This window comes from Pseudarthrobacter defluvii, assembly GCF_030816725.1.
Classification (GTDB): Bacteria; Actinomycetota; Actinomycetes; order Actinomycetales; family Micrococcaceae; genus Arthrobacter; species Arthrobacter defluvii_A.
The window spans coordinates 160,459-181,059 of the sequence record NZ_JAUSYG010000001.1; the positions used below are offsets into that span (position 1 = coordinate 160,459).

At 67.0% G+C, this 20,601-nt stretch carries 19 protein-coding genes; 9 read left to right on the top strand and 10 right to left on the bottom strand.

All coding sequences use genetic code 11. The annotated features are described in order from the left end of the window. Positions 1-27: 27 nt before the first annotated feature. The 7 genes from QF031_RS00660 to QF031_RS00690 all read right to left on the bottom strand — a co-directional run bounded on the left by QF031_RS00660 (position 28) and on the right by QF031_RS00690 (position 6,574). A complete protein-coding gene (locus tag QF031_RS00660) occupies positions 28-1,299 on the bottom strand; it encodes a multidrug effflux MFS transporter (RefSeq protein ID WP_307422707.1) in 1,272 nt (423 codons plus the stop codon). Between the two features lie 156 nt (positions 1,300-1,455). Beyond that, positions 1,456-3,522 carry an aminodeoxychorismate synthase component I gene (pabB, locus tag QF031_RS00665; RefSeq protein ID WP_307422708.1) on the bottom strand — a complete coding sequence of 689 codons (2,067 nt, stop codon included), beginning with the start codon at positions 3,520-3,522 and terminating at the stop codon, positions 1,456-1,458. 55 nt (positions 3,523-3,577) lie between these two features. Beyond that, positions 3,578-4,111 (bottom strand): low molecular weight protein-tyrosine-phosphatase, encoded by a 534-nt coding sequence (locus QF031_RS00670; RefSeq protein ID WP_307422710.1) that lies wholly within the window; start codon positions 4,109-4,111, stop codon positions 3,578-3,580. A 132-nt stretch (positions 4,112-4,243) separates the two neighbouring features. Beyond that, positions 4,244-4,867, bottom strand: coding sequence for a LysE family transporter (locus QF031_RS00675; protein ID WP_307422712.1), 624 nt, complete (start codon positions 4,865-4,867; stop codon positions 4,244-4,246). A gap of 40 nt (positions 4,868-4,907) precedes the next feature. Then, positions 4,908-5,204: a hypothetical protein gene (locus QF031_RS00680; RefSeq protein ID WP_307422714.1), complete on the bottom strand. Its 297-nt coding sequence runs from the start codon at positions 5,202-5,204 to the stop codon at positions 4,908-4,910. A gap of 21 nt (positions 5,205-5,225) precedes the next feature. Then, positions 5,226-6,044, bottom strand: coding sequence for a methyltransferase domain-containing protein (locus QF031_RS00685; protein WP_307422716.1), 819 nt, complete (start codon positions 6,042-6,044; stop codon positions 5,226-5,228). A gap of 29 nt (positions 6,045-6,073) precedes the next feature. Continuing rightward, a complete protein-coding gene (locus QF031_RS00690; RefSeq protein ID WP_307433034.1) occupies positions 6,074-6,574 on the bottom strand; it encodes a MarR family winged helix-turn-helix transcriptional regulator in 501 nt (166 codons plus the stop codon). 218 nt (positions 6,575-6,792) lie between these two features. Here QF031_RS00690 and QF031_RS00695 point away from each other — a divergent pair, with 218 nt between their 5' ends. Both QF031_RS00695 and QF031_RS00700 read left to right on the top strand, forming a co-directional pair. Continuing rightward, positions 6,793-8,994: an MMPL family transporter gene (locus QF031_RS00695; protein WP_307422718.1), complete on the top strand. Its 2,202-nt coding sequence runs from the start codon at positions 6,793-6,795 to the stop codon at positions 8,992-8,994. A 108-nt stretch (positions 8,995-9,102) separates the two neighbouring features. Beyond that, positions 9,103-10,071, top strand: a complete 969-nt coding sequence (locus QF031_RS00700; protein ID WP_307422720.1) for an IS481 family transposase — start codon at positions 9,103-9,105, stop codon at positions 10,069-10,071. Positions 10,072-10,090: 19 nt separating this feature from the next. On the opposite strand, the gene QF031_RS00705 is transcribed toward QF031_RS00700, so the two are convergent. After that, entirely contained in the window at positions 10,091-11,020 is a 930-nt protein-coding gene (locus tag QF031_RS00705) for an NAD-dependent epimerase/dehydratase family protein (RefSeq protein ID WP_307422722.1), read from the bottom strand. 125 nt (positions 11,021-11,145) lie between these two features. Here QF031_RS00705 and QF031_RS00710 point away from each other — a divergent pair, with 125 nt between their 5' ends. The 7 genes from QF031_RS00710 to QF031_RS00740 all read left to right on the top strand — a co-directional run bounded on the left by QF031_RS00710 (position 11,146) and on the right by QF031_RS00740 (position 17,362). Next, on the top strand, positions 11,146-11,892 hold the full coding sequence (locus tag QF031_RS00710; protein WP_307422724.1) for a TetR/AcrR family transcriptional regulator: 747 nt from the start codon (positions 11,146-11,148) through the stop codon (positions 11,890-11,892). 93 nt (positions 11,893-11,985) lie between these two features. Continuing rightward, the gene (locus QF031_RS00715) at positions 11,986-12,282 is read left to right on the top strand and encodes a hypothetical protein (protein ID WP_307422727.1); all 297 of its coding nucleotides are present in this window, start codon (positions 11,986-11,988) and stop codon (positions 12,280-12,282) included. A 225-nt stretch (positions 12,283-12,507) separates the two neighbouring features. Continuing rightward, entirely contained in the window at positions 12,508-14,376 is a 1,869-nt protein-coding gene (gene dnaK, locus QF031_RS00720; RefSeq protein ID WP_307422729.1) for a molecular chaperone DnaK, read from the top strand. 3 nt (positions 14,377-14,379) lie between these two features. Continuing rightward, the gene (locus QF031_RS00725; protein WP_307422731.1) at positions 14,380-15,093 is read left to right on the top strand and encodes a nucleotide exchange factor GrpE; all 714 of its coding nucleotides are present in this window, start codon (positions 14,380-14,382) and stop codon (positions 15,091-15,093) included. A gap of 275 nt (positions 15,094-15,368) precedes the next feature. Continuing rightward, positions 15,369-16,340, top strand: coding sequence for a DnaJ C-terminal domain-containing protein (locus QF031_RS00730; protein WP_307422733.1), 972 nt, complete (start codon positions 15,369-15,371; stop codon positions 16,338-16,340). Between the two features lie 15 nt (positions 16,341-16,355). Further along, positions 16,356-16,781, top strand: coding sequence for a heat shock protein transcriptional repressor HspR (locus tag QF031_RS00735; protein ID WP_307422736.1), 426 nt, complete (start codon positions 16,356-16,358; stop codon positions 16,779-16,781). 194 nt (positions 16,782-16,975) lie between these two features. Continuing rightward, positions 16,976-17,362 (top strand): hypothetical protein, encoded by a 387-nt coding sequence (locus QF031_RS00740; RefSeq protein WP_307433038.1) that lies wholly within the window; start codon positions 16,976-16,978, stop codon positions 17,360-17,362. Between the two features lie 74 nt (positions 17,363-17,436). Here QF031_RS00740 and QF031_RS00745 read toward each other — a convergent pair whose 3' ends face one another. Beyond that, positions 17,437-18,846, bottom strand: a complete 1,410-nt coding sequence (locus tag QF031_RS00745) for an aldehyde dehydrogenase family protein (protein ID WP_307422739.1) — start codon at positions 18,844-18,846, stop codon at positions 17,437-17,439. A gap of 227 nt (positions 18,847-19,073) precedes the next feature. After that, complete coding sequence (locus tag QF031_RS00750) at positions 19,074-20,582, bottom strand: NAD-dependent succinate-semialdehyde dehydrogenase (protein ID WP_307422741.1); 1,509 nt, start codon at positions 20,580-20,582, stop codon at positions 19,074-19,076. Between the last annotated feature and the right edge of the window lie 19 nt (positions 20,583-20,601).

The window sequence follows — 20,601 nt, forward strand, 5'->3', positions numbered from 1 at the left end:
CCGTCCAGTAAGCCTGTCCGGCGGCACCTAGTCGTCGGCACCCACGCGCTGGCCGTCGTCGAGCCCTGCGTGTTCCGCCCAGCCGCCCTTCCGGTAGGCGGGAGTGCCGACGGCAAGCACCGCCACCGCGACGGCGCAGCTGCCGATCATGACGCTGACCATCGACAACGAATTTCCGCCCAGTACCCCTACCAGGGGGCTGACCAGTCCGGCAACGCCGGATTGCAGAGCGCCGATCACCGCTGCTGCCGTTCCCGCCATGTGGCCGTAATTGTGCAGGGCCAGGACGGAGGCGTTGGCCGGGACCATGCCCTGTGCTGACAGGACCAGCCACAAGCCGGCGATCAGCCCGAAGGCACCGCCGGCGCCGGTGGCCACCACCAGGAGCAGCAGCAGGGCCAGCACCAGCTGGGCCAGGAGGGCGGTGCGCAGGAGACGGACCGGCGAAAACTTCTTCACGAGTGCCGCGTTGAGCTGGGCCGAGAGCACCAGCGCGGCCCCGTTGAGGGCGAAGACGAGGGCGAACTGCTGGGCCGTGAGGCCGTATTCGTTCTGGAAGACGAAGGGCGACCCCACCACGTAGCTCATGATCAGGGCCAACCCCAACCCGGGGATGACGGCCAGCGCCATGAAATGCCTGTCCCGCAGCAGCGCCCAGTATGCCCTGGCCACATGCTTGGGGTGGCCGGGACTGCGCCGGTCCTCCGGCAGCGTCTCCGGCATGAACTTCAGGACAATTGCCACCAGGACCACCCCGATGAGTGCCAGGGCGTAAAAGACGGCACGCCAATCCCACACGGCGGCGATCGCCTGCCCCACGGTGGGGGCAAGGAGCGGTGCGACGCCGATGACCAGCATCAGCCGGGACAGCAGTTGGGCGGCGGCCGAGCCGACAAAGCGGTCGCGGATGACGGCCAGTGCCACCACCGCGGCGGCCGCGTTGAAGAAGCCCTGCAGCACCCGCAGCCCCGTCAGTGTCTCGATGTTCGGGGTGATGGAGCACAGGAGGGAGATGGCCACGTGCAGGGAAATGCCGATGATGAGCGGCAGCCTTCGTCCGAACCGGTCGGAGAACGGGCCGATCACCAGCTGGCCAACCCCGGCTCCGACGAGGGTTCCGGACAGTGTCAGCTGGGCGGCAGTCTGCGTGGTGTGGAGATCGGCCTCCACGGCGGGGAGGGAGGGCAGGTACATGTCCGTGGTGAGTGCCGGCAGCGCGGCGAGGGCGCCAAGCATGAGCACGTATTTGACGGTACGCGGTGCCTGCTTGCTGGAGTTGCGGGGATGGGAATCCGTCACGCGGCAAACCTAACTCGTGGAAGCTTTGTGGAGTCCGCCGCGTGGCTTGAGCGGTTCAGCTGACGCTCTGGGCCTACCCCGCACGGCGTCTGCCCAAACCGGCGTCCGCAGTGTGGATGCCCCGGTGCAGGCCGGTGGGTGGGCCGGGGACCGCTGTCAGGCGTAAGGGAAGGTCGCGCCGAGGGTGGAAAGCACACCGTAGGCCTTGGTCCGGATCTCGTCATATTCCTCGTCCGGAACCGAGTCCGAGGTGATGGCGCCGCCGACGCCGAGCGACAGTTCCACGGTTCCGTCCCCTGGCGCGCTGGTCACCAGGGTCCGGATGGCGACGGCGAGGTCAGCCGCGCCGTTGAGCGAAAAGTAGCCGAAGGCGCCGGAATAGAGACCCCGCGGCCCCGCCTCCAGCCGGTCCAGGATGGCCATGGTGCTGATCTTGGGCGCTCCGGTCATGGAGCCGGCCGGGAAACACGCTGCCACCGCCTCTGCCCGCGGTGCTCCGGGAGGGAGCTGCGCGTCGATGGTGCTGACCATCTGGTGCACTGTGGCGTAGCTTTCGATCGCGCAAAGCCGGCTGACCGTAACAGTGCCCGGCTCCGCGAAATGGCTGAGGTCGTTGCGCAGCAGGTCCACGATCATGATGTTCTCGGCCCTGTCCTTCAGCGACGAGGCCAGTTCCGTGCGCAGCCGGCTGTCCTCCTCGGGGTCCGCAGCCCGGCGCCGGGTGCCCTTGATCGGCTCGGCGCGCATGCCGCCGTCCGACGTTATCTGCAGGAACCGCTCCGGCGAGGTGCTGGCCACACACAGGTCTCCGAACCGAAGGTAACCGGCAAACGGGGCTGGATTCCGGCGGCGCAGCGCCAGGTACGCGGCCCATGGATCCAGCGAGCCGGCCGGGATCCGGGCTTCAAGGGTGGTGGTCAGGCACACTTCGTAGGTGTTTCCCTGGGCAATTTCGTGCTGGGCGGCGGCGATTTTGTCCCGGTATTGTGCGCCCGTGTCCCGGCTGCGGAAAACAGGGGGCTCAGCTAGTACGACGCCGGTGCTGCCGCCGGCTTCCGAGGTTGATCCCGCCGCAGCTTCCACGGCGGCCCGCGCCAATGCCAGCCATTCGTCGGCGTCCGGTGCCTCAAACGCCAGCAGCCATGCGTCTCCGTTGGCGTGGTCGAGGACCACCGCCCGGCCGGCGAAGATCAGGACAGCGTCAGTTGTGGACGCGGAGACGTCGCTGCCGCCGGTCTCCCGCTTCAGCTCGTAACCCAGGCAGCCCAGCCAGCCCAAGGTGAACCCGCAGGGGTAGCCACCGGGGGTGCGTACGGCCCGGCGGCCCCAGACGGCGTCGAGCCAGCGGAAGAACGGGCCGGGGATTTTCGCGGTGCAGGACCCGGCCCTGACCTGGCTGACCCCTGAACGGTGCGTGACGTACTGTCCGAACGTGCCGCCGTCGTCCGCCATAATGCTGAACCGGCTGCGCACCGCGGCGGTCAGCGCTGCCGGGTCGGACGCCTCCGGCAGGCTGCCCGCGTTGGAGGAGTCCAGCCAGACAGCGTTGGCCGATGCGCCATACAGGGACTCGAACAGCACCGGGCCGTCCGGCGCGGCATCCAGGCGCTCGGCGTGGAGCCGCAGGCCCCTGCGCGCGGACAGTTCGGGGGCGAGGACCGGGGCCAGGGCCGGCAGGTAGGGCAGGAGCTGCAGCAGGTCCGACGGCGCTGATCCGTCTGCGAGGTTCTGGACGCGGAGGTCCGCACTGCCGGGCACATCGTCGCGCCCCAGCCACTCCTCCTCCTGGGCGGCCCATCGGTCCCAGTACGGCTCGTAGGTGGACCCGTCCCGGTCAAGTGCGCGGGACCGGCGGACATCGTCCGGGGACTCGGCCCAGATCACTGCATCCAGCATCGGCCGGGCGGCCTCCGCGGCCGCCCCCACGCCCTCCACGATGACGATCTCCGCGGGCAGCGTCACCCGGGGGCCGCCGTCGTAATGGTTCTCCCAGTCCCAGCTGGTCCACGCCGCTGCCTCGCCCCGCCCGAGCGGGGTGAGGACTGTGGTGAGGTAGCGTTCGATGCCGGCCGCCAGCCCGTCCCAGCCAGGGTAGATGTCCTCGAGGTGGAACAGCGAGACCTTGTGGTGGGCGCGGAGCCGGGCTGCAAGCTCGACGGCGAGGGTGGTCTTCCCTGCGCCGGAGCGCCCGTCGATGGCGATGATGACGGGGGCTGGGCTCATGGACTAGAGCGTACCGTTTTCAGTGGGCACGCTGCGTAAGTTTGCTGTTCCGCTGCTAGTGCGGCTGAAGCTGGGTGTTCTGCAGGACCGCTGTCCTGATGTGCTGGACAAGGCCCGGCAGGGCTGTGTGGATTTGGTGCCACACGGCATCAAAATCCGCGTGGCCGCCGTACCAGGGGTCCTCGATGCCCTGGTCCAGCCGGTCGCGGTCCGCCATGGCGGGATCAAAACTGCGCAGCATGCGGATTTTGTCCAGGGATTCCTGGTCCGGAGCCGCTTCAGTCAGCCATGCGTAGTGGTCGATGTCCAGGGCCAGGATCAGGTCGCGCTCGCGGAACCAGGCGGGCTCCCACTCACGGGCCACGTGGTGCTCGGATGCCAGCTGTGTTGCAGCGAGGCGGCGGGCGGCGCGGGGGTCGATGGGCCGGCCTGCCTCGTAACCGGTGATGCCGGCGGAGTCCACCTCCACCAGCCGGTGCAGGCCCTCGCGTTCGAGCGCTGCCTCGAGCATGAGCTCGGCCATGGGGGACCGGCAGATATTGCCGGTGCAGACAGTGATAACGCGATATGCGCTCGACGTTGAGTCCATGGGAATAAGCATGCTCGCTGCCTAGCGCTCCTGGCTACCCGCCTGTTCATAATGTTTTACTGCTTGTAAAGATGCATTACTAACCTTGAAATGGGTACGGGCCGTGGTGGTGCGGAGACAGGAAGGGCCCCGTCAGTGGATCAGGGCCAGCAGGATGCCGACACCCACGAACAGGACGCCGAACACCCGGCTGAGGACCAGCTGGCCCTGATCTGTGTTGGTGAAGCGCTGGAATGACCGGGCGGCCGCCGCAAAAAAGAACCACATCACCAGGATGTCGATGGCCACGATGGTGACGGTGAGGATGGCGTACTGCGTCAACAGCGGCTGGTCAGGCCGGATGAACTGCGGCGTGAAGGCAAGGAAAAAGACGATCGCCTTCGGGTTCAACAAGTTGACCCAGAAGCCGCGCCGGAAGATGGACCAGGCGGGTTCGTTGCGGAGCGTGGCCGCCTGCTCCTGCGCGACGCCGGGCTTGCTGAGGAACTGGCGGATGCCCAGGTACACCAGGTAGGCCGCCCCTGCGTAGCGGATCACGTTGAAAGCGACGGGGGAACTGGCCACCAGCACCCCAACGCCCAGGGCCACAATCAGAACGTGCACTACGAGGGCTGCCTGCTGGCCCAGGATTCCCCAGATGGAGCGGCGGAAGCCCGCGTTGAGCGAGTTGCTCATGGTGTTGATGGCCCCGGCGCCAGGGGTAAAGCTGATCAGGACGCCGGCACCCGCGAGGGCCAGCCACAGGGAAAATTGCACTAAACAATCTTACGGGGGCAAGGGCATGCCCTCCTGCCTGTCAGCCGCACTTTCCATGCTTTGAATGCACCCAGTGGTCCATGGTGCACGGCAGGCCCAGATGGTACCGGTCGAAGTAGTAGTGCGGGCCGTTGGACAGGTACCCTTCCTCGTCGAGGCCAAAATGCCCGATCATGCGGAATCCGCGGTCAAGGGCCAGTTCCCCCAGCACCTCCGCTTCCACGAGGACCGGTGCGTGGACGTCGGTGCACGCCGCCCAGGCCCCGGCATGGGCGATGGCAAAGTAGCGCGTTACGTCCGGATCCAGATGACCAACGGCACCGGGGAGTGCGGGCACAGGCTATGTGGACAGCTGAAGCTACGCCCGCGCGATGACCTCACCGTTCGGGATCAGGAACCAGCCGTTGTCCGTGGAGCCCCAGCGGTGCCAGCCCGCTGAGATCCTGGCCAGGTCCGCGGGCTCGGCGAACCCATACTCCTGCGCCTGCTCGGCGAACGCGGAGTGCAGCACCCGCTCACCCCAGACGCGGGCCTGCCAGCGGCGCTGCTGTGCCGTGGCGTAAAGCCAGTTGCTGCTGGTGGGTGCCACATCGGTGAACCCCGCAGACTGGGCCCAGCTGACCAGGCGCCGCCCGGCGTCGGGCTCTGCTCCGTTACGCCGGGCGATCCGCTGGTACAGGTCCATCCACTCGTCGAGCTCAGGAATCTCGGGGTACCAGCTCATGCCGTGGAAGTCCGCGTCGCGGACGGCCACGATGCCGCCCGGCTTGGCCACGCGGCGCATCTCACGCAGGGCCTCCACGGGGTCCGTGAGGTGCTGGAGCACCTGGTGGGCGTGGACGACGTCAAAACTTTCGTCCGCGAAGTCCAGGTCATAGATGTTGCCCGCCACGAACTCCACGTTGGGCACTTCGCCTTCGACGGCGAGCGCCTGGGCCTGGGCGATGATGTCCGGTGAGCGGTCCAGTCCGGTGACCTTGCCGGGGCTGACCAGGGCAGCGAAGTCACAGGTGATGGTGCCGGGCCCGCAGCCGACGTCCAGCAGGGTCGCTCCCGGCGTGAGGTACGGAAGGACGAACACCGCCGAATTCTCGGCGGTTCTGGCGGCATGGGCGCGGACCACCGATTCATGGTGGCCGTGCGTGTAAACGTCGTCTTCAGGCTGCTGCGCACTCATAACCAAACGCTACCCTCCGCGCAAGGCTCCTACTCGGATTCCGTCCTTGCCGCCACGGTTGCTTCGATCATCGACGTCATGAAACGCGTGACAGTTTCCAGTTCCTGCTCGGAGAAGCCGGCCATGGCGCTGCCCATGTGCTGTGCCAGCGGAGCGAAGATGGCTCCGCCCTCCCGGAATGCCTTGGGGGTCATCTTCAGCTGGACTTGCCGGCGGTCCGTGCTGTGGCGTTCCCGGACCACGTGCCCGGAACTGTCCAACCGGTCGATCAGTGCGGTCGTGGCGGGAGAACTAAGGTTCAGTTCCTTCCGCAGCAGTCCGGGCGTCACGATGCTGCCCCTGGCGGTATGGCGCATGATCACGGCGAGGGCGTTCATGTCGGTGCGATGCATGTCCTGGCGGTCCCCGGCGGCGTCCACATAGCGGTTCGCTTCGATGGTGAACTCCTGCAGGATCCGGAGCAGGGGATGCCCGAAGCCGGGCCCCGCCTGCGCGAAGGGGGATGCGTCAGGAGTGCCGTCGCCTGCCATCTCCACCTCCCAGCCTTCGATCTGCTTCGCGTATTTGCCCAAGCGTCCTGACGGATATTACTCCAGGGCCGGGGGTCACTTGGCGCCCTGTCCACTTCCTGCCTTCCTGGCCGGGGAGGAAGCAAAAAAAGCTTGACTGGCACTTATCTCTGTTGTGGAGATAATCTATGCTGGAACAAATACTACTCCTCCTCATGCTCACCCACATGTAAGGCATCATGAAACGCACAAAAGCAGGCAGGGAACGCGTCCCGTTCTGGCTGCGCTGGTTGATCCCGGTTGTCCTGGTGCTGACCTGGCTGGGACTCGCCGGGGTAGGCGGCCCCACGTTCGGCCGGTTGGAGGAGGTCTCCTCCAACGACCAGGCGTCTTTCCTGCCCGCCAGCGCCGAGGCCACTGAGGCGCAGGACTGGCAGGCGAAGTTCCGCGACTCGGACGAGGTTCCGGGCATCATCGTCATCGAGAAAAACGAGGCTTTTACACCTCCCCAGCTGGGCGAACTGGCCACACTGAAAGCCGATCTTGAAAACCTCAAGCTCGGCAGCACGGTCATTGGTCCCATCCCGTCCAAGGATGCCAAGGCCGTCCAGTTCGTCGTCCCCATCGGATCGTCGGCCGAGCTCAAGGACGCCGTCAAGGAACTGAGGGCCACGGTAGGGGAGGCGGCGCCGGAAGGTGCCCAGACCTTTGTGACCGGCCCTGCGGGACTTGCCGCAGACCTGACCGCGGCATTCGGCGGCATCGACGGCATCCTCCTGCTCGTTGCCCTGTCCGCCGTGTTCGTGATCCTCCTGATCGTCTACCGGTCCCTGCTGCTGCCTATCATGGTGCTCCTGACCTCAGTGTTTGCCCTGTGTGCAGCCATCCTGTTGGTGTTCGGCATGGCCAAAGCCGGCTGGATCCAGCTCAATGGCCAAAGCCAGGGCATCCTGTCCATCCTGGTGATCGGCGCCGCCACGGACTACGCCCTGCTCTTCGTGGCGCGCTTCCGCGAGGCGCTCACCCACACCACCAACCGCACGGCCGCCGTGCTCACCGCCTGGAAGGCGTCCTTCGAGCCCATCCTGGCCTCGGGCGCCACCGTGATCATCGCCCTGCTGTGCCTGCTCTTCTCCGACCTCAACTCCAACAAAGCGCTGGGGCCGGTTGCCGCTGCAGGCATCCTGTGTGCCCTGTTCGCCGCACTGACCCTGCTGCCGGCCCTGATGGCACTGCTGGGCCGGGCCGCGTTCTGGCCCTTCCGGCCCAAGCTCCTGCCTGCAGACCAGCGTGAACCTGAGCTGGTCACCGGGCTGGAAGGCCAAAAGGGCCTGTGGCGTGCCACGGGTTCGCTGGTGTCACGCCGGCCCAGGACCGTGTGGGTTGCCTCGGTCCTCCTGCTCCTGGTCGCTGCGGGCGGCCTGTTCCAGCTGAAAGCCAACGGGGTGCCGCAGACGGACGTAATCCTTACTGCCTCCAACGCCGTTGACGGCCAGGACGCCCTGGCCCGCCACTTCGACGCCGGCAGCGGCAGCCCCGCCGTCGTGGTTGCAGACCAGGGCAAGGCAGCGGAGGTGCTGGACAAGGTGAAAGCGGACGACGGCGTGGGCGAGGCCTACCTGCTCGGCCCCGGCGGTGTGCCCATCACCGGCGCCCCCGGCACACCCGCCGCACCGGATGTCCGGGACGGAAAGGTGCTCATCAACGCCACGCTAAACGACGCGGCGGATTCCCTGGCGGCGGAGGATACCGTCAAGGCCCTGCGTACCGAGGTGAAGGCCGTTGACCCCGGCGCCCTGGTGGGCGGCGTGACGGCAACCGCCCTGGACACCAATACCACCGCCCAGCACGACCTGGTGGTCATCATTCCGGTGGTCCTGGTGGTGATCCTCTTCATCCTGATGCTCCTGCTGCGCTCCATCGTGGCCCCGGTCCTGCTGGTGCTCTCCGTGGTGCTGTCGTACGCAGCGGCCCTTGGTGTGTCGGCCTTTGTGTTCAACAACCTCTTCGGCTTCCCCGGCGCCGACGCCACCGTGCCGCTGTTCGGCTTCGTCTTCCTGGTGGCCCTCGGTGTGGACTACAACATCTTCCTGATGAGCCGGGTGCGGGAGGAATCCCTCAAGCACGGCACCCAGCCGGGCATTCTGCGCGGCCTCGGCGTGACCGGCGGCGTGATCACCTCGGCCGGCGTGGTGCTGGCCGCCACGTTCGCCGCCCTTGGCGTCATCCCCATCATGTTCCTGGTGCAGTTGGCCTTCATCGTGGCGTTCGGCGTCCTGCTGGACACGGTGCTGGTGCGCTCGCTGCTGGTGCCGGCCCTCGCCTACGACATCGGGCCGAAGATCTGGTGGCCCAGCAAGCTGGGGCGGACCGATGGCCGGGACGCCGTGCAGCCCCGGGAGCCCGGCGTCGAGCCCCGGGAAGAGGTTCCCGCCCGCTAGCTGTATCGATCACGGACGTTAGGAACATGCGGCGTGGTTAGGTGACAAAAAGAAGACCTCCGAGTGGAGTGGGGCTTGTCTAGAGTCCGAACCACAAGGAGGTCTTCAATGTCCCATGCTAACGCGCTTCTGACGCCCAAGGGACGGCTCCGGCTGGCCAGATGCATCGTGGACGACAAATGGCCGTTGCGGCGGGCAGCTGAACGTTTTCAGGTATCCGTCACGACCGCCGGCCGGTGGGCGGCCCGTTACCGGGCTCTTGGCGAGGCCGGGATGGCGGACCGTTCCAGCCGGCCGGTCAGCTCCCCACGGCGGACCTCCGTGCGGCGGGAGCGGCGGATCATCGCGATCAGGATCAACCGCCGGTGGGGCCCGGCACGCATCGGCTACCTCCTGGGCATCCATCCCTCCACGGTGCACCGGGTGCTGTCCAGATTTGGGCTGGCGAGGCTGGCGTGGCTGGACCGGGCCACGGGCCGGGTGATCCGCCGGTACGAGCACCACAGCCCAGGGGACCTGGTCCACGTCGACATCAAGAAACTGGGACGGATCCCGGACGGCGGCGGACACCGCAGCGTCGGCAGGACCGCCGGCAACCGGAACAAGACCGGTACCGCGGTGAACCGGAGACCGGGCTACGCTTTCCTGCACAACGCCGTGGATGATTATTCCCGGCTTGCCTACACAGAGATCCTGCCCGACGAGAAAAAGGAAACCGCCGCCAGCTTCTGGAAACGCGCTAACGGCTATTTCGAGTCCCACGGAATCACTGTGAAACGGGTCCTGACCGATAACGGCTCCTGCTACCGCTCTTACGCGTTCAAGGACGCGCTGGGCCCCGAGATCAAGCACAAACGCACGCGCCCGTACAGGCCCCAGACCAACGGCAAAGTCGAGCGCTACAACCGCACGCTGCTTGACGAATGGGCCTACGCCCGTCCTTACCGGTCAGAGGCCGAGCGTGTTGCCGCCTTCGAGGACTGGCTCCATCACTACAATCACCATCGAGGCCACACCTCACTCAAAGGTCAGCCACCGGTCAGCCGCGTCACCAACCTCTCAGGTCAATACAGCTAGCCCCCGCGTTCCGCCCGGACTAACGCTGCTGCCGCCACCACTCCACGGTGGCGGCAGCAGCCGTTTCCAGCGGCGTGTGGCTGACTCCAAGCGCTGCCTCGGAAGCTGCGGAGTCCATGACGAAGGGCCGCTCAAACTGGTACAGCATCTCCGCCAGCTCGCGGGCGCCGGCTGAAACCAGTGCCGCCGCCCGGAGTGTCCAGCCGGGAAGGACGCGCACCTTCGGGGCGGGCCGTCCCGCCGCCGCAGCGAAGGCCGCAGCAAGTTCCTTTTGCGTGCGCGCCGGCCCCGTCGGGGCATGCCAGACGGCGTTCCAGGCGGACGGTTGGTCAGCGGCCGCGATCATGGCGCCGGCCAGGTCGGGTACGTAGGTGAACGAGTGCGGCTGGCTGGCGCTTCCCATCACGCTGACGTTCTTTCCGGCAAGGACCGGCGCCACCATGCGCTCGCCGGCGTGCGCCATCCGGACGCGCGGCCCAAAGAAGTCGCCCGCCACCACGCTTACCGTGGGCGTGGCGGAGACCTCGCGGGCCTGCAGCAGGTCCGTCCGAACACCGCGCTTGCCCCCGGTGGCCCGGCGTGGGCCGGCCTCGGTGATCACGCGGTCCGGCTCGCTGTAGGAGTAGAGGCTTTCAGGGAAGACGACGACGGCGCCCACCTCCTGCGCGGCGCTGAGCACTGCCTGCTCGGCGGCAGGCAGCTCTGCCCGCCAGGCCGCCGCGGTGTACGCCGATCCGTGGACGCAGTGGAAGATGGCTTTGGCGCCGGCAAAGGCAGTGCGCAGAACCGCCGGATCCTTGGCATCCCCGCTGATGCGCTCGATGAGCGGGTGGTCCGGTCCGCTGCCCGACCGGGTCAGGACGCGCACCTGCCGTCCCCGGTCCGCCAATTGTTCCGCTACCGTCCAGCCCACGGGTCCCGCCCCGGTCACAACATATACGTCAGGCACTTCTGTCTCCCTTTCAGTAAATGAGAGCAGTGCTCTCGAAAGTAAGAATGCGCGTCCAGGATGGCAATGTCAAGAGCGGTGCTCTCTTTAGCTCCCCGCGCTCTCGTTTGTGGCAAGCTGGGGTCATGGATGATGCCCGCGGAACAACCGCCAACCAGCCCCGGCCCCTGACGCCCCGGCAGCGCGCGCGGTCGCAGACCGTGGCGGACATTGTCCGGCTGGGCAGGCAGCACCTGGCTACCGACGGCGCAGCCGCCCTCTCCCTGCGGGCCGTGGCAAGGGATCTGGGAGTGGTGTCCTCCGCCGTTTACCGCTACGTGGAGAGTCGGGACGAACTGCTCACGCTGCTGCTTATCGATGCCTTCGGCGAACTGGGGGATGAGGTGGACGCGGCCGTTGCGGCGGCGCCGGAGGGCGACCATCTTGGCCGGTTCCTGGCCCTGGGTGGAGCCGTCAGGACGTGGGCGCTGCGCGAGCCTGCCAGCTATGCGCTTCTGTTCGGCAGCCCGGTTCCCGGCTACAACGCGCCGGCCGAGCGCACGACGGGCCCCGGCACGCGCGTCATCGTCAGCCTCATCGGCATCCTGGATGCCGCCTCCCGGGCGGGGCAGTTGGCGATTGCGGGACCATCCCCGCAGCTTCCGTCCACCCTGGCCGCGGACCTCGAGGCCATCCGCCGGGAATTCGGGCTGGCCATTCCGGATGAGCTGGTGGCGCGGGGCGTTTTGGTGTGGAGCTCCCTGTTTGGTGCAGTCAGCTTCGAAGTGTTCAACCAGTACGGGCCGGACACCTTCCGGGCACCGCATGAACTCTTCGACCATCACCTCGCCGTCCTGGCGGGGACCGCGGGGCTGCCGGTGCAGCCCTCCTGACGGGGGCGGTTTAAGGCCTGTTGGTGCGCCCGCCCCGTCGATAGACTGCCAGTGCGCCCGGACGGACGCGGAGCCTCGAAGGAGAGATGCACCATGACTGAGAATCCAGAAGTTGCAGCCGAGGAGCCCCGCAAGGGCAGCAGCGCCCCCGGGCTGGAGGGGGAAGGCGGGCAGTACGTGGACGGCGACTACGGTGACGCCGGCACCGTCAACGAACCGGAGCGTGATGCCCTGGACGGTGAATACGAAGAAGGCGACTACGGCGACGCGGGGACCACGGGTGTCGCCCGCACCGAGAAGGCCATCCGGGACGGGCTTACCGGTGGCCAGGTTCAGGCAACCGACGAAGAGCGCGGCCCGCTGCACGGTGACCGGAACACGGAGCGCTGAAGCAGCCCTGGGGCGCCGTTCTCGCAAAGCGAACTGGCGCGCCGCGTCGTTATCTTCCGTCCCCCTGCCCGCCAATCCACGGAATCCGGAGATAAGCTGCATCCAAAGTTGAGCGCAGTCCGCTCAACTTTGGATTGACATCGTTGGCGCCCTGAGTAGAGTTGAGTGCAGAACGCTCAATGCTTAGGGCGCCAACCAGTTTCCAAGGAAAGAAGGAAGCAACACATGTCACGTGCAGTAGGTATCGACCTCGGAACCACCAACTCCGTCGTCTCCGTTCTCGAAGGTGGCGAGCCCACCGTTATTGCCAACGCCGAGGGTGGCCGCACCACGCCGTCGGTCGTTGCATTCTCCAAGTCCGGCGAGGTCCTGGTTGGCGAGATCGCCAAGCGCCAGGCCGTCAACAACATCGACCGCACCATCGCCTCCGTCAAGCGCCACATGGGCACCGACTGGAAGGTGGACATCGACGGCAAGAAGTACACCGCGCAGGAAATCTCCGCGCGTACGCTGATGAAGCTGAAGAACGACGCCGAGTCCTACTTGGGTGAAAAGGTCACCGACGCCGTCATCACCGTCCCGGCCTACTTCAACGACGCCGAGCGCCAGGCCACCAAGGAAGCCGGCGAGATCGCCGGCCTGAACGTCCTGCGCATTGTCAACGAGCCCACCGCCGCCGCACTGGCCTACGGCCTGGACAAGGGCAAGGAAGACGAACTCATCCTGGTCTTCGACCTCGGTGGCGGCACCTTCGACGTCTCCCTGCTGGAAGTGGGCAAGGACGAAGACAACTTCTCCACCATCCAGGTCCGCGCCACCGCCGGTGACAACCGCCTGGGCGGCGACGACTGGGACCAGCGCGTCGTTGACTACCTGCTGAACCAGCTCAAGGTGAAGGGCATCGACCTCTCCAAGGACAAGATCGCCCTGCAGCGCCTCCGCGAAGCAGCTGAGCAGGCCAAGAAGGAACTCTCTTCCTCCTCCAGCACCAACGTCTCCCTCCAGTACCTCTCCGTCACCCCCGACGGCCCGGTCCACCTGGACGAGCAGCTCACCCGCGCCAAGTTCCAGGACCTCACCAAGGACCTGCTGGAGCGCACCAAGAAGCCGTTCCACGACGTCATCAAGGAAGCCGGCATCAAGCTCTCCGACATCAACCACATTGTGCTGGTGGGTGGCTCCACCCGTATGCCCGCCGTCTCCGAGCTGGTGAAGGAACTGGCCGGCGGCAAGGAGCCCAACAAGGGCGTTAACCCGGACGAGGTCGTGGCCGTCGGTGCAGCCCTGCAGGCCGGTGTGCTGAAGGGTGAGCGCAAGGACGTCCTCCTGATCGACGTCACCCCGCTGTCCCTCGGCATCGAAACCAAGGGCGGCGTGATGACGCACCTGATCGAGCGCAACACCGCCATCCCCACCAAGCGGTCCGAGACCTTCACCACCGCTGACGACAACCAGCCGTCCGTGGCCATCCAGGTCTTCCAGGGCGAGCGCGAGTTCACCCGCGACAACAAGCCGCTGGGTACCTTCGAGCTGACCGGCATCGCCCCGGCACCGCGCGGTGTTCCCCAGGTTGAGGTCACCTTTGACATCGACGCCAACGGCATCGTTCACGTCTCCGCGAAGGACAAGGGCACCGGCAAGGAACAGTCCATGACCATCACCGGTGGCTCCAGCCTCTCCAAGGAGGACATTGAGCGCATGGTCCGGGACGCCGAGGAGCACGCAGCCGAGGACAAGGCCCGCCGCGAGGCCACCGACACCCGCAACACCGCCGAGCAGCTGGCCTACTCCGTGGACAAGCTGATCGCCGACAACGCGGACAAGCTGCCGGAAGAGGTCAAAACCGAGGTCCAGGGCGACGTCGACAGCCTCAAGAAGGCACTCGAAGGTACCGACGACGCCGCTGTGAAGTCGGCGTTCGAGAAGCTGCAGGCTTCCCAGACCAAGCTCGGCGAAGCCATCTACGCCCAGGCCGGTTCGCCGGACGGTGCAGGCGCTGCAGGTGCTGAGGGTGCCGCCGGAGCTTCGGCAGGTTCTTCCGACGAAGACATCGTCGACGCCGAGATCATCGACGAAGACGAAGCGAAGAAGTAACCCATGCCGCACCACGGTAACGAGGAAGAGCACAACGCATCCGCCGGCCAGCAGAACACGCAGGGCAACGGCCAGGAACCGGTCATCCGGGACAACCGCAAGGTTGACCCGGTGACCGGGCAGGCACGGCACCCCGAGGGCAGTCACGCTGAAGGCGCGAACACTGCTTCCGGGGCCGGGTCCCAGGCCGGGGCAGATTCCGACGGCGACGCGCTGGCCCAAGCCGAGGAGATTCTCAACGGCGTGGACGTGCCGGCCGAGGAATCCGTGGCCCAGGGGGCTCCGGCGGGGTCAGGCGGCAACGCCGAGGCAGCCGAACTGCGCAACGACCTGCTCCGCCTCCAGGCCGAGTACGTCAACTACCGCAAGCGCGTTGAACGCGACCGCGCCGTGGCAGGGGAAATGGCCGTCATCGGCGTCCTGAACTCCCTGCTCCCGGTCCTGGACGACGTCGACGCCGCCCGGCAGCACGGGGACCTCACCGACGGGCCCTTCGCCGCGATCGCCACGAAACTGGAGAACGCGCTGAAGACCTACGGCCTGGTCCGCATCAACGAGACCGGCGTGGAGTTCGATCCCACCATCCACGAAGCCCTGATCCAGCAGCCCGGCGAGGACATCGAGGTTGACACCGTCAGCCAGGTCCTCCGCTCCGGCTACAAGTCAGGGGACCGCGTCCTCCGCGCAGCCCAAGTGATCGTGGCGGTCCCGGCTTAGGCGGGGGTACTTCGGCGCTACGCCGGATAGGGGGCGGTGCCCGCTTCGCGGTGCCCTCCACACCGCCGCCCCCTATCCGGCCTCCGCGCCGGCGGTCATCTCGCCTAAGGTGAGGTAACCACAAAGCTCGCAGCGGTACAGGGGCCCCGGGAGTGGCATCGGGCCTGCCGGAGCGTGGCGGCTGGGGTCCGCAAGGACCCAGCCGCCACGCGTAGGGGCGGGGGCCCCTGTACCGCGGAGAGCTGTTAGTTAGAAGACTTTGAAAGGAAACGCCATTGGCTAGCCAGGATTGGGTGGACAAGGACTTTTACAAGATCCTTGGTGTTGCCAAGGACGCTTCCGATGCCGACATCAAGAAGGCCTACCGGAAGCTTGCGCGGCAGCACCACCCCGATACAAATGCGGGGAACGCTGCTTCCGAGAAGAAGTTCAAGGACATCTCAGAGGCTTACTCCGTGCTCTCGGATCCTGATGAGCGCCAGCAGTACGACGCCATCCGGGCCATGGGCAGCGGGGCCCGCTTTGCTCCCGGCGGTGCCGCCGGCGGCAACGGCGGGTTCGAGGACATGTTCGGCGGCCTCTTCACCGGCAATACCGGCCGCCATGCCGGCGGCTTCAATCCTTCCGCGGGCGGCATCCCGCCCGAATTCGCTGACCTCTTTGGCGGTTTCGGCGGTGCGCCCGGGTTCCAGCGCACCCCGCAAAAGGGTGCCGACCGGACCGCCTCCACCAGCATTTCCTTCGCCGGTTCCATCCGCGGCACCACCATCGGCCTCCGCGAGCCAAGCGGCGAGGTGATCGACGTCCGGGTTCCTGCCGGCATCAAGGACGGCCAGAAGGTGCGCGTGCGCGGCAAGGGCCAGCCAGGTGCTGCCGGCAGCGGCGACCTGGTGGTGTCCGTGTCCGTCCAGCCCCACGCTTTTTACACGCGCGACGGCGACAACCTGCGCATCCACGTCCCGGTCTCCTTCCCGGAGGCTGCTTTGGGCGCGGACATCGAGGTGCCCACCATCGACGGCGACACGGTGAAGGTCCGCGTTCCGGCGGGCACGCCGTCGGGCCGCACGCTGCGGGTCAAGGGCAAAGGCGTGAAGACATCCAAGGGCACCGGTGACCTGCTGGTGACCATCGACGTCGCTGTTCCCAAGAATCTCAACAAGGACGCCGAAGCTGCGGTCAAGGCGTTCGCCGAGGCAACGTCGTCGGCGGATGTCCGTGAGGGCCTGGCAGCCAAGGCCCGGCTCTAGGAGCGGAGGTGAGCCGTGGACATCAGTGCTGACCAGCCGATCTTCGTGATCTCCGTGGCGGCCGAGCTGGCGGACATGCACCCGCAGACCCTGCGGCAGTACGACAGGCTCGGCATCGTCAAGCCCAGCCGTGCCCCGGGCAAGTCCCGGCGCTACTCGCAGCGTGACGTGAACATGCTGCGGGAAGTGCAGCGCCTGTCCCACGAGGGTGTTTCGCTGGAGGGGATCAAGCGCATCCTGGAACTCGAAAACCAGGTGGCCGCGCTCCAAAGCCGGATCTCGGAACTCACCGAGGAACTCGGTCGGAGGCCCCGCACCGTGGACTCGCGGATCTTCGCCGCTGGCGCAGCCGGTGACGTGGTGAGTCTTGCCCGCGGGCAGCGGCCCCGGCCGCGGTCGCAGGCTGTCATGCTGTGGCGCCCCCGGGCCATCGGGCAGTAGCACCCCGGGCAGCACACCGGGTTCCGGCGTTCCGCGAAATTAGAGTACCCACTACTCGTGACGGAAAAGCCCCCTGAAACTTGAATGGAACCATCGCCGGATCAGCGGCGATGGTTCCGCAAGTTCTGGGGGTTTTCCGTGTTTAAGGTTCTCAGCAAAGCTCTTAGCAGCAAGGCCCGGCCGTGAGCCCGGGAATGGAAGCCGTGGCTGCCTTCAGCGGCTCCGTGCCAGGACAGGTCCTGCTGGCCATCGGCCAGACCATCGTGGTGGTCTGCGTCTGCTTCGACATGGTCCGCGAGTTGTCCGTCCCGAGGTCGCACGGGCGCTTCGTGGCCAGCACCGTGTTCCGGACCTTGGCCATTCCGTCGGTCATGGCCAACGCCTTGACCGTCTTCATCGCCCTGGTGACGTCGTCCTGGGTTGACGTGGTGATGGGCATGTTCGTGCTGGTGGCCATCGTCTTCCGCTTCCACTACAACAAGGACGAGGACAACTGGTGGAAGGGCAAGGGCAAGAAACTCGCCCGCTGGGCCCGTCGGCAGTTTTCCGGACGCACATCCACCGCACCAGCCATGGGCTAGCAACACCAGCCAACAGGACAGCGGGAGTCCTGCCTGCGGGCTGCATGCAGGGACCCCCGCCGTCGAAGTCCCGGTCAGCCGTTGATGACCTGGGGGACGCCGAGCGCTTTGAGGCCTTCGACGCCGAACTCCACGCCGTAACCGGACTGCTTCGCGCCGCCGAAGGGGATGCGCGGATCAACGGCGCCGTGCCGGTTGATCCACACCGTGCCGGCCTGGATCCGGGCTGCGACGTCGCGGGCGGCCTTCTGGTCCGGGGACCAGACGGAGGCGCCCAGTCCGACGTCGAGTCCGTTCGCCTTCTCCACTGCTTCGTCGATGGTGCTGTAGCGGATGATCGGCAGGGCCGGGCCGAACTGTTCCTCGGCCACCAGCGGGTTGTCGTTGTCGATGTCCGCTACCAGGGTGGTGGGGTAGAAGTAGCCGGGCTGGCTGGTGTCCGGGTCGCCGCCCAGCAGGACGCGTGCTCCGGAAGCCTTCGCTGCCTCCACGAGGTTCGCTACGACGTCGTACTGGGCCTTGTTCTGCAGCGGGCCCAGGACGTTGTTCTCGTCCAGGCCGTTGCCCATGGGCATCGCCTTCGCAACCGCCGCAAGTTCTTCGCAGACGGCGTCGTAGATGCTGTCGTGGACGTAGAGGCGCTTGAGCGCGGCGCAGGTCTGGCCGGTGTTCAGGAAGGCGCCCCAGAAGACGTCCTGGGCGATGGCCTTGGGGTCGGCGTCCGGCAGGACGATGCCGGCGTCGTTGCCCCCCAGTTCCAGGGTGAGCCGCTTGACGGTGTCCGCGGAGGACTTGATGATGGCGCGGCCGCCGGCGGTGGAACCGGTGAACATGATCTTGCCGATGGCGGGGTGGTCGGTGAGGCGGGCGCCCACTTCGCGGCCGCAGGAGACCACCGAGAGAATGCCGTCAGGGAGTTCCTCGTTGAGGACCTTGACCAGGGCCAGGACGGACAGCGGGGTGTTGCCCGAGGGTTTGACCACCACGGCGTTGCCCATGCGCAGGGCGGGGGCGAGCTGCCACACGGCGATCATCATGGGCCAGTTCCAGGGGCCGATCGCGCCGACGACGCCGATGGGCCGGTAGTGCAGTTCGGCGCGGGTCTCGCCGTCGTCAACGATGGTTTCCGGTTCGAGGGGCAGACCGGCGGTGGCGCGGAGCCATGCGACGCAGGCGCCGACTTCGAAGCGGGCGTTGGGGCCGTTGAGGGGTTTGCCCTGCTCGCGGGAGAGCAGTTGGGCGAGTTCCTCGGCGGAGCGTTCGACGGCGTCGGCTGCTTTGAGGAGCGCGGCGGACCGGGCGTCGTGGCCCAGGGCAGCCCAGGCGGGCTGGGCTGCGACGGCGGCGGACACGGCGTTTTCCAGGTAGTCGAGGCCGTGGATGGGGGCTTCGCCCACGGCTTCACCGGTGGCAGGGTCAAAGATGGTCCGGCCGGTGCCGGTGGCGGGGGCAATGGACGCGAGAAGCGCATCATAGGTTTCCAAGGGATACTCCACTTCGAGTAGGCAAGGACGCCAGCCGGTCGGCGTAGCGGGTTACTCCAAGTGTGGGTTGCACCCCGTTCCAGGCTCTTGTCTTTGTGCGCAGGACTGTTGTGCTGGAGCGAACGCCGGCGGGTGTGTGTCACACTGGCCCACTTTTGGGCGGTTAACGACTGCGGGACCCCGGGTTCCGGGGTCCCGCAGTGATAACTGGGCCAGTTTGGGCGGTCTTATTGGGCCGCGTAGGGGTCGGCGATGCCGATGTATTGGGTGGTGGTGTATTCGGCGATGCCTTCGGAGCCGCCCTCACGTCCCAAGCCGGACTGTTTGACGCCGCCGAAGGGTGCTGCGGCGTTGGAAATGACGCCGGCGTTGAACCCGACCATCCCGAATTCGATCTGCTCCGCCACCCGCAGGAGTCGGTTGAAGTCCCGGCTGTAGAGGTAGGAGGCGAGTCCGTACTCACTCGCGTTGGCCAGCCGGATGGCGTCGTCTTCGCTGCTGAAGGTGGTGACGAAGGCGACGGGGCCGAAGATTTCCTGGCCCAGGATGGCCGCGTCGTTGGGGACGTCGGCCAGGACGGTGGGCTGGTAGAAGTAGCCGGGCCCGTCCACGGGGGCGCCGCCGGTGACGGCCACCGCCCCGGCCTGGACGGCGCCGGTGACCAGGGCGTGGACGTCGTCGCGCGCGCCGCCGTCGATGAGCGGCCCGACTTTACTGTCCGGGTCGGTGCCGCGGCCGGTGGTCAGGGCTGCCATGGCGGCGGCGAACTTGCGGGTGAATTCCTGGGCCACGGCCTCGTGGACCAGGAACCGGTTCGCTGCGGTGCAGGCCTCGCCCATGTTCCGCATCTTCGCCGCCATCGCCCCTTCAACCGCGGCGTCCAGGTCCGCGTCCTCGAACACGATGAACGGTGCGTTCCCGCCCAGCTCCATCGAGGTCCGCAGCACGTTCTGCGCCGCGTCGGCCATCAGGCGCTTGCCGACCGGGGTGGAGCCGGTGAAGGAGACCTTCCGCAGCCGGAAGTCTTTCAGCAGCGGCACGGAAATCCCCGAAGCCGAGGACGAGGCGACGACGTTCAGCACGCCCGCGGGCAGGCCGGCGTCGAGCATGGTCTGCGCGAAGTACTGCGCCGTCAACGGCGTAAGCTTGGCCGGCTTCAACACCATGGTGCAGCCGGCGGCGACGGCGGGAGCGACCTTGCGGGTGGCCATCGCCAGCGGGAAGTTCCACGGCGTGATGAGCAGGCAAGGGCCCACCGGTTTGTGCTGGACCAGGATCTTGTTCTTGCCCTCGGGGGTGGTGAGGTAGCGGCCGTAGTCCCGGACGGTTTCCTCGGCGAACCAGCGGAGGAACTCGGCCCCGTAGGTGACTTCACCGCGGGCCTCGGCCAGGGGCTTGCCCATTTCCAGGGTCATCAGCAGGGCGAAGTCCTCGGCGCGTTCGGTGACCAGGTCAAAGGCGCGGCGCAGGATCTCCGACCGCACCCGTGGCGCGGTCCGTGCCCAGGACGCTTGGGCGGCGTCGGCTGCATCCAGCGCAGCGATCGCATCCTGACTCGTGGCGGAAGCGAGGGTGGCGAGAACCTCCCCGGTGGCGGGGTCGTGCACATCGAACGTGCCGCCGTCGGACGCCTCCACCCACTCACCGTTAATCAAAAGACCTGTGGGCACGGAAGCAAGGAGCGCGGCTTCGCGCTCCGGTGTGAGGGCAGGGGGCAGCGCAGCAGTAACTGTCATGGGAAGTCCTTAGGAAGGG